Raw genomic sequence first — 11,661 nt, forward strand, 5'->3', positions numbered from 1 at the left:
AAGGGCCGACTGGGTGATCACTTGGCCGCACGCCCGTGCAGCTTTTCCCATGCCGCCGCCCGCCGAGCTACATCGGCGCGCAGGTTCGCCCAGAACAACGGTATGTCGTAAACGTGATAGTTGTTTCCCGGAAGAACGAAGGGCCCGAGATCGGGCGCATCCCCGATCATCAACAAGCCGGTCTTGGCATCGCAACGCGCAGGCACGGCCTTCGGGATCAGTTCTCCGGAATCGAGATGCTCACTCGGCTTCAACGTGCCCAGATTGGCGGCAGCCGGGGCGGAGCCGCCCACGCTACCGGTCAGCGGGTTCGTGCATAGTACGGGGCGCGCGTCCTTCTGCTTGCCATCCAGGGCAGGCCGCGTGCGGTAGGCTTCCAGTACTAGCTCGGGATCGGCAGGCTCGGCAAAACTGGCCCAGGTCATCACGCATCCTGCCGCCTCGGCCGAAGCGCAGGCCGGAAGTTCCATCTGTGGCAGATCATGCTCAACCGATATCGGCCAGCCGATCGGATAGGCCGCGACTATCCGCGACGCGAGCGTTGTGTCCGCAACCCGATCCTTGAGCAGGTGCAAGAGGTGAAGGGCGCCCTGGCTGTGACCCGCCAGCACGATCGGCTTGTCGGCGGGCACGTTCGCCAGGAACGCATCGAAAGCCTGGCGCACATCGGCGTACGCAGATTCAAGCGCCATCTCCCCTTCGGCCTTGTCGGTGAGAAAAGCGCCGAAAGCGGCCTGACGGTAGCGTGGAACCCAGACTTGTGACTGCTGGTTGAAGGCCGATGCCATGCCTTGCACGAAAAAGGTTGCGCGCCGATTGCTGTCAGCGTCGTCCAGGGGTCCATTCCAGTTCTCGCGAGCAAGATAGCTCGTAGGGTGAATGAAGAAAACCGCAGCAGGCCCCTTTGCTCCGCTATTGTCCACGCCTGTCGGGACCCACTGCGCCGGGTCGTTCTGCATCCCCGGCCGCGCGAACCACATCTTGTTTCCGGAATAGGCATCGGCCGGAAGAGGCTCGAGCCTGCCGTACGATACGCGCGGAACAAATGCGAAGCGGGTCAGCTCGTTCTGCCAGATGCTCAGCGCGAAGACCGCAGCAATCACCATCACGATGAGGAGAGCCATGAGATACAGGAACTTGCGGACCATTCTTCGTCTCAAATCTCGAGGGGCCAGATTCAGCTATCGACCCGGTTTGCAGAGTTGCGTTCAGCCTGGCGTTCGAGCATGATCTTCATCATGGCGACGATTGGATCCGCCAGCATAAGGCCGAGAATTCCGAACAGCAGCCCGAACATCAACTGTGCGCCGAGCACGAGCGCGGGTGCAAGATCGACTGTCCTCCTGGCAACCATTGGCACGATCACATTCCCGTCCACCGTCTGCACCACGATGTAGACCGCGATGCAGAATAGTCCCATTTCGGTGCCGCCGGAAAAGCCGACCATGATCATCAGGGCTCCGGAAATTGGCGCGCCGATGTTGGGCAGAAATGCTAACAGCCCGGTCAGCAGACCAAGCAATGCAGCCATCGGCACACCCCACCACGCGAGCAGGGCCCAGGTGGCCACGCCTTCCACTGTCATTCCGAGGAGGCGGCCGAACAGCAGCATGCGCAGCGATTTGCCCATGCGCAGAGCGGTCGTTTCCCAATGCTCGCGGCTGTCTTCCGGCAGCATCCAAGCAACGCCCCGGCGGTAGAGGTCCGGCTCGAGAACGAAGTAGATCGAAAGAATGAGGATCAGAAAGGCGGTGGTGAATCCGTTCAGTACGCCTCCAAGCGCCCGCGTGACCTGTCCGACGCTGCCTAGAACCTGACCCGCGATGTTCTGGAGATCCAGATTCTGCACGTTCACGCCGTGCCCTTCCGCCCAGGCGCTCAACCTGGTGAGCTGCGTCTGGATGACCTGGGGCAGTTCGGCTGCCTGCGCTGCGATCTGCCCGCCAGCAAAGATCACCACCCACACCAGGAATGCCAGCGTGCCAACCAGGACGATGACGATCCTCAAGCTGCGGGGAATCTGCGGCAGGACCCTCGCGATGAGCCGCTGGCCGCCATCGATCATGGCCGCAAAGACAATGCCGCCGATGATGACCATGATTGGCTGCGCCAGCAGCACCGCCAGCGCGAACAACCCGGCGATTCCCAACCAGACTGCGGCCTTCTTTGCCTCTCTGCGCACCAGATTGTCGGTTATATCGGTCGGACCGGCCGTTGCGGTGGGTTCGCATTCATCCATTTGCTTCACCGCTTGTCTGGACCGTCCGTCACCAAGGATTGCTGGCGGATTTCCGGGCGCAGTCTGGTCCAGGCGCGATCTTTGCGCAAGGCGGTCCACCAGGTCCACGGGTTCCAGCTTTCGCTGCCATCGAGCGAAAAAGTGACGAACTCGGCCCGGCCGCCAACGTTGGCCAGTGGCACCGGTCCACCAAGGCCACGTTCCTCGATCAAAGCCCGACTATCGGCCGAATGGTCGCGGTTGTCCCCCATCAGGAAGACATGTCCCGGCGGAACCAGCGTTTCCTGGTAGTTATCCAGCACCTGGTCCATGTGGTCGATGATCACATAGCTGGCCCCGTTGGGGAGTGTCTCCCTGAAGGCCGGCAGCTCGAAGACTTCTCGGCCATCATCCAGACGCGTCCGGTATCGCTCGAACATGTCGTAACAGGGGGCACCGTCGCACGAAAGCTGGGGGTCGGCAGGGATCTGCACTGGCGGCTCGGCTTGTTGCGGGACGAGTTTTCCGTTCAGGATGATCTGTCCGTGGATGACCGCGATCCGGTCCCCGGGAAGAGCGACGACCCGCTTGATGTAGTCCTCATCCCTGTCCGGCGGCACGGCAATCACGATGTCGCCATATTCCGGGGTCTTGGGCAGCAAGCGCTCCGACCCGCGAGGCAGGATGTGGAAGGATGCCGAAACCCAGGACCAGCCGTAGGGGTATTTGGCAACGATCAACCGGTCGCCCACCAAGAGGTTCGGCATCATCGAGATCGAGGGAATGTAGAAGGGTTTGGCAATCAGGCTGTGAAACGTCACGACCGCCAGCAGCATCAGGAAAAGACCGCGGATCTCTGCCCACCAATCCACGCCACCGGGCGGTGGCGGGGGAGGTGAAAGCTCTTGCTGCGGCTGGGCTGGGGTTTCGGCGGTCAAAGTGCGGACTTTTCTGCCAGGGGGCGGGCCTCGATGACAACGAAGGCCTGAGCCCACGGGTGGTCGTCGGTCAAGGTCAGGTGAACAATCGCCTCGTAACCATCGGGGGTTATCGCGGCAAGGCGAGCTGCAGCCCCCCCTGTCAAGGCAAGCGTCGGCGCTCCCGACTTCGCGTTGACGACTCCGATGTCCTTCATGAACACACCGGCCTTGAATCCGGTCCCGACGGCCTTGGAAAACGCCTCCTTGGCGGCAAAGCGCTTGGCCAGCGTGCCAGCTATGGTGAGGGGGCGGCGTGCGGCCTTGGCCTTCTCGACTTCGGTGAACACGCGATCAATGAAGCGGTCGCCGAAACGATCGATCGAGTTCCGGATCCGCTCGATGTTACAGAGGTCCGAGCCCATGCCGATGATCATGCTTCGGCCGTTACCGTGCTTCGTCCATCAGGTCGCGCATGCGGCGCACCGCTGCCTCGAGCCCGACAAAGATAGCTTCCCCTATGAGGTAGTGGCCGATGTTCAGTTCGGCCAGCTGCGGAATCGCTGCGATCGGCTGGACGTTCTCGTAAGTCAGGCCATGTCCCGCATGCGGCTCGATCCCGTTCCGTGCTGCGAGCGCAGCCATATCGGCAATACGCTTCAATTCGATTGCGCGCGCGTCGCCTTCAGCATGCGCGTATTCACCGGTATGCAGTTCAACCACCGGTGCGCCGAGCTTCATTGCCGCCTCGATCTGGCGGGCCTCGGGTGCGATGAACAGGCTTACCCTGATTCCGGCATCCGAAAGGCGTGCCACGATCGGGGCAAGCCGGTTGTGCTGGCCGGCGGCATCAAGCCCGCCCTCGGTCGTCCGCTCCTCGCGCCGCTCCGGGACGATGCAGGCAGCGTGCGGCTTATGGCGCAGAGCGATCTCGAGCATCTCGTCGGTCGCGGCCATCTCGAGGTTGAGCGGCAGGTTGGTGGCTGCCTGAATGCGGGCGAGGTCCTCGTCGCGGATGTGCCGGCGATCTTCGCGCAAGTGTGCAGTGATCCCATCGCCGCCCACGCTGGCAACGATCTCGGCTGCGCGAACCGGATCCGGATGGTCTCCGCCTCGAGCATTGCGGATCGTTGCGACGTGATCGATGTTCACGCCCAGGCGGAGGCGGCCCGGTGTCAGAACGCTGCTCACGGCTTGGCCCGGCTGCCCGGCTTGACCGCTTCGGTCGCGGCCAGTTCGGGCGGCAGTTCATCGGGCGCATAAGTCGGAAAGTTCAGCGCGACGAGCGGGAAGAACGGAACGCCGAGGTCGACGCTACCGGCCGATCGGTCGACGAGCGCCGCCGCCGCGATGACCTGGCCGCCGGCTTCCTCGATGGCCTTGATGGCCTCGCGGCTGGAAAGGCCGGTCGTCACCACGTCCTCGACCATCAGCACCTTCTCACCCTGATTGAGCGAGAAGCCACGGCGCAACTCGAACGTCCCGGTCGGACGCTCGACGAACATAGCCTCGACACCCAGTGCGCGTCCCATTTCATGCCCGATGATTACGCCGCCCATGGCTGGCGAAACCACCTTCTGGATCTGCTGGCGCAATTCGCGCGGAATCTTCTGAGCGGTTGCTGCAGCTAGACGCGAGGCGCGCATCGGGTCCATCAGGACTCGGGCGCATTGCAGGTAGTGCGCGCTGTGACGCCCTGAGGAGAGCAGGAAGTGCCCCTCGAGCAACGCCTGGCTGGCACGGAATTCGGAAAGGATGTCGTCTTCGAGCATCGGTCTGCCTGGAATATTGCCGCAACGCCCCGCAAATGGCCCCTGCCTGCGCCGGGAGCAACCCTTTTCGAACAGCGTTATGACGCACTGTTTCGGCATTGCCCGAATGGCCATGAGAGCCCCATGAAAAATATGCGTTCTGCCGCTTGAGGCTTGGGACAGCTACGCGTATAGGCCGCTCCAATCGAGGGACTTAGAGGAGGTGCGCAAGTGCCTCCTTGATGCAGCGCAACAAGCGCGCAAACAGGGAAAAAGCGGAAACTTTGACGATGAGTCTTGCCGATACCGCCCGTTCCATGGGCAAAGCTTTCCGGACCTTTGGCGTCGCTGCCGCGCTGACTTTCGGGACCCAGGTCATGGCTGCAGCACCTGCTGCGCCGGTTGCAGCCGAAGCTGCAGCTCCGGTTGCCGCTGCGCCGGCTGCGGCCGCCAGCGACTCGGCTGCACCTGCAGTTGCCGCCGAAGCCGCACCGGTTGACAAGGGCTACTACACTCCCATGAAGCCGACTGCCGGCAAGGGCCAGCCGGTCGACAAGGGATGGACCTTCCAGGACCAGTATTCGCCGATCGGCGAGGAAGGCCTCTGGATGCACGACGTGATCCTCATGCCGATCATCGTTGCTATCTCTATCCTCGTGCTGGTGCTGTTGCTGGTCGTCATGGCCAAGTTCAACAAGCGCGCCAACCCGGTCGCTTCGAAGACCAGCCACAACACGCTGATCGAAGTGATCTGGACGCTGGTTCCGGTTCTCATCCTGGTCGTGATCGCGGTTCCGTCGATCCGCCTTCTTGCTCACCAGTACGATCCCGCCCCTAAGGGCGCGCTGACCGTCAAGGTCACCGGCTATCAGTGGTACTGGGGCTACACTTATCCTGACAACGGAGGTTTCGAAGTCATTTCGAACATGCTGTCGGAAGAAGATGCTCTCAAGGCGGGCGAGCCTGCGCACCTGGCGGTGGATAACCGCATGGTCGTTCCGGCGGGTGAGCCGATCCGCATCCAGACCATCGGTTCGGACGTGATCCACGCCTTTGCCGTACCGTCGCTGTGGTTCAAGCTCGACGCCGTGCCGGGCCGCATCAACGAGAAGGTACTCTTCATCAAGGAGCCGGGCGTTTATTACGGCCAGTGCTCCGAGCTGTGCGGCGCCCGCCACGGCTATATGCCGATCGCGGTGGAAGCCCTGCCGCGCGACAAGTTCGAGGCTTGGGTGAAGACCCAGCCTGGCGGCACCGTTGGTGCGGCTCCAGCCGCTCCTGCCGCCTGACGCGATGTTCATGCACAAGGTTTGACCGAGATGGCCACCATTCCAGCAAACGAAGGTTTCGATGCGCATCACGATGCGCACGACCACGATCATGACCACAAGCCAGGGTTTTTCGCCCGCTGGTTCATGTCTACCAATCACAAGGACATCGGCACGCTCTACCTGATCTTCGCAATCTTCGCGGGGGTTATCGGTGGTGCCGTATCCGGCATCATGCGTGCCGAACTCGCTGCGCCTGGTATTCAGTACCTTGGGTGGTGGACCGAGTTCCTTGGAGGCAACGCGGCTGATTTCAACGCCACGCTCCACATGTGGAACGTGCTGATCACCGCCCACGGTCTGATCATGGTGTTCTTCATGGTCATGCCGGCAATCATCGGCGGCTTTGGCAACTGGTTCGTTCCGATCATGATCGGTGCGCCGGACATGGCCTTCCCGCGCATGAACAACGTGTCGTTCTGGCTGACTTTCGTCGGTTTCTGCTCGCTCATGTTCTCGGCATTCATGCCGGGCGGCACGGGCATCGGTGCCGGCACGGGCTGGACGGTCTATGCACCGCTGTCCACCTCAGGTTCGGTCGGACCGGCCGTCGATTTCGCGATCTTCTCGCTGCACCTTTCAGGCGCGGGTTCGATCCTCGGCGCGATCAACTTCATCACCACGATCTTCAACATGCGTGCGCCGGGCATGACCCTGCACAAGATGCCGCTGTTCGTGTGGTCCGTGCTGGTCACCGCGTTCCTGCTGCTGCTGGCGCTGCCGGTTCTGGCCGCCGCCATCACCATGCTGCTGACCGATCGCAACTTCGGCACGACCTTCTTCGATCCTGCCGGCGGTGGTGATCCGGTTCTCTACCAGCACCTGTTCTGGTTCTTCGGCCACCCCGAAGTGTACATCATGATTCTGCCAGGCTTCGGCATCATCAGCCAGATCATCTCGACCTTCTCGAAGAAGCCGGTGTTCGGCTACCTGGGCATGGCCTACGCCATGGTTGCGATCGGCGTCGTCGGCTTCATCGTGTGGGCGCACCACATGTACACCACCGGCCTCGACGTGAACACGAAGATGTACTTCACCGCCGCGACCATGGTCATTGCAGTGCCGACCGGCATCAAGATCTTCTCGTGGATCGCGACGATGTGGGGCGGCAGCCTCGAGTTCAAGTCCCCGATGGTCTGGGCGCTGGGCTTCATCTTCCTGTTCACCGTGGGTGGTGTCACCGGCGTCGTGCTGGCCAACGGCGGCGTGGACGACAATCTGCACGACACTTACTACGTGGTCGCACACTTCCACTACGTGCTGTCGCTGGGTGCCGTGACCTCGCTCTTCGCCGGGTTCTACTACTGGTTCCCGAAGATGAGCGGCCGCATGCACTCCGAGTTCCTGAGCCACCTTCAGTTCTGGGTGTTCTTCGTCGGCGTGAACCTGATCTTCTTCCCGATGCACTTCCTCGGGGTTCAGGGCATGCCGCGTCGTTATCCGGACTACGCTCTGGCCTACTCATACTGGAACAAGATCGCTTCGATCGGGTACGTCATCATGGCCGTCTCCATCGTGATCTTCTTCATCAACATCCTCTACGCATTCCTTGCCGGCAAGAAGGCTGAAGCCAACTACTGGGGTGAAGGTGCGACGACGCTGGAGTGGACTCTGTCCTCGCCCCCGCCGTTCCACCAGTTCGAAACCCTGCCGGTGATCGACGACGCCGCTCACGCACACTGAGCTTATCGTCGGCCCAAGGGCTGAAACAGAAAGGGCCTCCGGAGCGATCCGGGGGCCCTTTTCCTGTCCGGACCAAGCACAACAAACCTGCCCGAACGCCTCGTCCCGTTTCGCTTTCCATGAACGTCAGGTGCGCGTATAGGCGCGGCCAATCATGGATTCTGCAACACCCCTCGGCTCGACCGTAGCCCTGCCCGCGGAGTGGCGCGATTTCTTCGCGCTGACCAAGCCGCGCGTGATGACGCTGGTCATCTTCAGCGGCCTGTGCGGCCTTCTAGCCGCGCCCGGCCAGATTCACCCGATCCTCGCCTTCACTGCCATCCTGTGCATCGCCGTCGGTGCTGGCGGCGCTGCGGCGCTCAACATGTGGTGGGAAGCCGATATCGACGCAGGCATGAAGCGCACGTCAAAGCGGCCGCTGCCGTCAGGCCGCATGGACCCGACCTCGGCGCGTGACTTCGGTTTTGCGCTGTCGGGAGCGTCCGTGGTGATCATGGGGCTGGGCGTGAACTGGCTTGCGGCAGCCATCCTCGCCTTCTCGATCTTCTACTACGCCTGGATCTACACCGTCTGGCTCAAGCCTCGGACGCCGCAGAACATCGTGATCGGTGGCGGGGCAGGGGCGTTCCCGCCGTTGATCGGCTGGGTAGCGGTGACGGGCAACATCACGCTGATGCCTGTTCTGCTGTTCCTGATCATCTTCATGTGGACGCCGCCTCACTTCTGGGCACTCGCCCTGTTCGTGCAGATCGATTACGCCAAGGTCGGTATTCCGATGATGCCGGTCGTTGCAGGCGAGAAGTCCACGCGCCGTCAGATTCTGATCTACGCATTGCTGCTTCTGCCCGTCACGCTCGCGCCGTGGTGGATCGGCGGAACCGGCTGGGTCTACGGTGTTTCCGCGCTGGTGCTGGGGGTGATCTTCGTGGCGCTCTCGATTCAAGTGGGACTGCGCAGTTCGGAGCCCGATGACAAGATGAAGCCTGAAAAGCGCCTCTTCGCCTATTCGGTACTCTATCTCTTCGTCCTTTTCGGCATGCTGGCGGGGGACCGGCTTGCCACAGTGCAAGGCTGGCAATGATGAACGACCCCAAGCAGAATACGCACCTCGGCAAGGAAGAGACCACGCTCTATCGCGCGCGTCAGCGCAGCCGCAACAACGTCCTCGGCATCGTGCTCGGTTCGCTTGCCGTGCTGTTCTTCGCGATCTCGATCGTGAAGATCGCTGCACAAGTGAACCACTGACATGGCCGGCGCAGTCCTGCCCGACCCGCGCAAGAACCGCAACGTGGGCCTGATGGCTGCGGGTGCAGCCCTTGCCATGCTTGGATTGGGGTATGCTTCGGTTCCGCTTTACCGCTTGTTCTGTCAGGTGACCGGTTACGGTGGCACCACGCAGCGCGCGGATTCGGAGAAACTGGCCGGCGTAAAGGTCGCCGCCAGGATGATCCGCGTCCGCTTCGATGCCAACACCGCGCCGGGCATGCCGTGGATGTTCAAGCCGCAGCAGGTGACGCAAGATCTCCGCATCGGCGAACGCAAGATTGCAACGTTCGAGGCCAAGAACCTCTCGGACCGCCCGATCACCGGGACCGCGATCTTCAACGTCTCACCCGAGCAGGCTGGCAAGTACTTCAACAAGATCCAGTGCTTCTGCTTCACCGAACAGAAGCTGATGCCCGGCCAGGATGTGCGCATGCCGGTGATCTACTATGTCGATCCCGCGATTCTCGACGATCCCGGCGCCAGCAACATCGAGGAGATCACGTTGAGCTACACGTTCAACGAGACTCCCGAAAGTGCGGCGCAGGCGGGCAATTCCGCTGCGAACAAGCCACTTGCCTCATTGACAGAAAAGCCTCTGGACCGCGCGCAAGCACGGCGATAAAGGCCCAGATGAACTGCTCCTGTAGCGTCCTGCTGCGGGCAAGCCATTACGACCAGATTTGACTGGGGGAATTGAGGCGATCATGGCCGGCGCAAAGAACCACGATTATCATATCCTTCCGCCCGACGTGTGGCCCTTCGTCGGTGCCATCTCGGCCCTGACCATGACCAGCGGTGGCGTGCTCTATATGCACAAGATGGCTGGCGGCACTGCCGTCATGCTGCTTGGCCTGCTCGGCGTCATCATCACGTTCTTCTCGTGGTTCGGCAAGATCATCAAGGAAGCGCATGCGGGCGACCATACTCCGGTCGTTCAGCTCCATCAGCGCTACGGCATGATTCTTTTCATCGCTTCCGAAGTGATGTTCTTCGTCGGCTGGTTCTGGGCGTTCTTCGACTTTTCGCTTTTCCCCTCGGAATTGGCCGAAGTGGTTGGTGGCCAGTGGCCACCCAAGGCGATCGAAGCGGTGATGGATCCCTTTGACCTGCCGTTGCTCAACACCCTGATTCTGCTCTGCTCGGGCACCACGCTTACCTGGGCGCACCACGCTCTGATCCATGGTGATCGCGAAGGTCTCAAGAAGGGCCTTTGGGCGACGATCCTGCTCGGTCTGCTTTTCTCGGGCATCCAGGCTTATGAATACGCTGGTGCACCGTTCGCCTTCGGCACCAACACTTTCGGTTCGTCGTTCTACATGGCGACCGGGTTCCACGGCTTCCACGTGATCGTTGGCACGATCTTCCTGATCGTGTGCCTCATTCGTGCGTACAAGGGCCATTTCACCCCGCGCCAGCACTTCGGCTTCGAAGCGGCTGCGTGGTATTGGCACTTCGTTGACGTGGTTTGGCTGTTCTTGTTCGTGGCGATCTACGTCTGGGGCAGCTGGGGTTATCCCACCCACTGATGCCCGAAGGCAAAAGCCAGAACTCGAAGGGGCAGCCGGGGATCACCCAGGCTGCCCTTTTCGGTTTATGCCCACGCTGTGGCGCGAAAGGGCTGTGGGCTGGGCTCGGGGCTCTGGCGGAACGGTGCGCTTCATGCGGGCTGGAATTCGAACGCCATGAGCCGCGAGGGCGGGGAATGTATCTCGTGGTCCTCCCCATCACGATCCTGCTGGTCCTTGCTGCGCTCAAGCTGGACGATATTGTCCAGTTGCCGATCTGGGCGCTGATTGGCCTGTGGGGAACGCTCGTCCCGGCCGTCGTGACCGTCGCCCTGCGCTACGCCAAGGCAACCGTGCTGATGGCGCGACTCGAAAAGGAAGGTCTTCTTTGATGCGGCGCGTGCCGATCGTCTCTACCGTGATCGTGATTGCTGCTATCCTGACCATGATCGGGCTAGGGGTCTGGCAGCTTGAACGGCTGCAGTGGAAGCAGAACCTCATGGCGCATTACGTGGCGGCCATGGCAAATGCGGCGGCAGTGCCGTTCCCTTCGGCCGATCCGCAGCAGACTGAAGCCGTTCTGTTCCGCCGGTCGAGCGTGAATTGCCGCTTCACCTCGGCTTGGAATTCCATCTCCGGCCGCAACGGCAACGGTCAGGCAGGTTACGTCCATGTCGTGCTCTGCGGGATTGATGGGAACAAGACAGCGTATGTCCAGGCGGGCTGGACCCAAGGCCCCCAGCATCCCGAGTGGGAAGGCGGAGAGGTCAGTGGTTTGATTGCGCCCTACATGGATGGAAACGCCCGCCTGATAGCCGACCCCGCGGTTTCCGGCTTCGAGGCCAGTGCGAAGCCCAACCCCAGCGACATTCCCAACAACCACCTTGCCTATGCGGTGCAATGGTTCTTCTTCGCCGGTGTTGCACTGGTCATTTATGCCCTCGCCCTGCGCAAGCGTTGGCGGGAGCGGGGCTCACCGTCTTGAAAGCACGG

14 protein-coding genes are annotated in these 11,661 nt (G+C 61.7%); 8 read left to right on the forward strand and 6 right to left on the reverse strand.

Going from position 1 to position 11,661, the window contains the following annotated elements:
• Positions 1-17: 17 nt before the first annotated feature.
• The 6 genes from AC3WLM_RS12275 to pyrE form a co-directional block, all read right to left on the reverse strand.
• The gene (locus AC3WLM_RS12275; RefSeq protein WP_492477497.1) at positions 18-1,148 is read right to left on the reverse strand and encodes a DUF3089 domain-containing protein; all 1,131 of its coding nucleotides are present in this window, start codon (positions 1,146-1,148) and stop codon (positions 18-20) included.
• Positions 1,149-1,177: 29 nt separating this feature from the next.
• On the reverse strand, positions 1,178-2,134 hold the full coding sequence (locus AC3WLM_RS12280; RefSeq protein WP_370584347.1) for an AI-2E family transporter: 957 nt from the start codon (positions 2,132-2,134) through the stop codon (positions 1,178-1,180).
• 110 nt (positions 2,135-2,244) lie between these two features.
• A complete protein-coding gene (gene lepB, locus AC3WLM_RS12285) occupies positions 2,245-3,156 on the reverse strand; it encodes a signal peptidase I (protein ID WP_492477498.1) in 912 nt (303 codons plus the stop codon).
• Entirely contained in the window at positions 3,153-3,572 is a 420-nt protein-coding gene (gene acpS, locus AC3WLM_RS12290) for a holo-ACP synthase (protein ID WP_492477499.1), read from the reverse strand. Before acpS ends, lepB begins: the two co-directional genes overlap by 4 nt.
• A 10-nt stretch (positions 3,573-3,582) precedes the next feature.
• Positions 3,583-4,326, reverse strand: a complete 744-nt coding sequence (locus tag AC3WLM_RS12295) for a pyridoxine 5'-phosphate synthase (RefSeq protein WP_039332650.1) — start codon at positions 4,324-4,326, stop codon at positions 3,583-3,585.
• Positions 4,323-4,907, reverse strand: coding sequence for an orotate phosphoribosyltransferase (gene pyrE, locus AC3WLM_RS12300; protein WP_193827767.1), 585 nt, complete (start codon positions 4,905-4,907; stop codon positions 4,323-4,325). Before pyrE ends, AC3WLM_RS12295 begins: the two co-directional genes overlap by 4 nt.
• A gap of 269 nt (positions 4,908-5,176) precedes the next feature.
• Between pyrE and coxB the strand changes: the two genes are divergently transcribed.
• The 8 genes from coxB to AC3WLM_RS12340 all read left to right on the forward strand — a co-directional run bounded on the left by coxB (position 5,177) and on the right by AC3WLM_RS12340 (position 11,653).
• Entirely contained in the window at positions 5,177-6,175 is a 999-nt protein-coding gene (gene coxB / locus AC3WLM_RS12305) for a cytochrome c oxidase subunit II (protein ID WP_492477500.1), read from the forward strand.
• Between the two features lie 30 nt (positions 6,176-6,205).
• Positions 6,206-7,897, forward strand: coding sequence for a cytochrome c oxidase subunit I (gene ctaD, locus AC3WLM_RS12310; RefSeq protein WP_039332652.1), 1,692 nt, complete (start codon positions 6,206-6,208; stop codon positions 7,895-7,897).
• A gap of 154 nt (positions 7,898-8,051) precedes the next feature.
• Positions 8,052-8,978, forward strand: coding sequence for a heme o synthase (locus tag AC3WLM_RS12315; RefSeq protein ID WP_039332654.1), 927 nt, complete (start codon positions 8,052-8,054; stop codon positions 8,976-8,978).
• Positions 8,978-9,142, forward strand: coding sequence for a cytochrome c oxidase system small membrane protein (locus tag AC3WLM_RS12320; protein ID WP_492477501.1), 165 nt, complete (start codon positions 8,978-8,980; stop codon positions 9,140-9,142). Before AC3WLM_RS12315 ends, AC3WLM_RS12320 begins: the two co-directional genes overlap by 1 nt.
• A gap of 1 nt (position 9,143) precedes the next feature.
• Positions 9,144-9,785, forward strand: a complete 642-nt coding sequence (locus AC3WLM_RS12325) for a cytochrome c oxidase assembly protein (RefSeq protein WP_427464113.1) — start codon at positions 9,144-9,146, stop codon at positions 9,783-9,785.
• Between the two features lie 82 nt (positions 9,786-9,867).
• On the forward strand, positions 9,868-10,689 hold the full coding sequence (locus AC3WLM_RS12330; RefSeq protein WP_427464115.1) for a cytochrome c oxidase subunit 3: 822 nt from the start codon (positions 9,868-9,870) through the stop codon (positions 10,687-10,689).
• Entirely contained in the window at positions 10,689-11,060 is a 372-nt protein-coding gene (locus AC3WLM_RS12335; RefSeq protein ID WP_492477502.1) for a DUF983 domain-containing protein, read from the forward strand. Before AC3WLM_RS12330 ends, AC3WLM_RS12335 begins: the two co-directional genes overlap by 1 nt.
• A complete protein-coding gene (locus tag AC3WLM_RS12340) occupies positions 11,060-11,653 on the forward strand; it encodes an SURF1 family protein (RefSeq protein ID WP_492477503.1) in 594 nt (197 codons plus the stop codon). The genes AC3WLM_RS12335 and AC3WLM_RS12340 overlap by 1 nt, the downstream gene beginning before the upstream one ends.
• Positions 11,654-11,661: the final 8 nt, after the last annotated feature.

Source organism: Novosphingobium sp. FW305-C-30-35 (assembly GCF_058783135.1).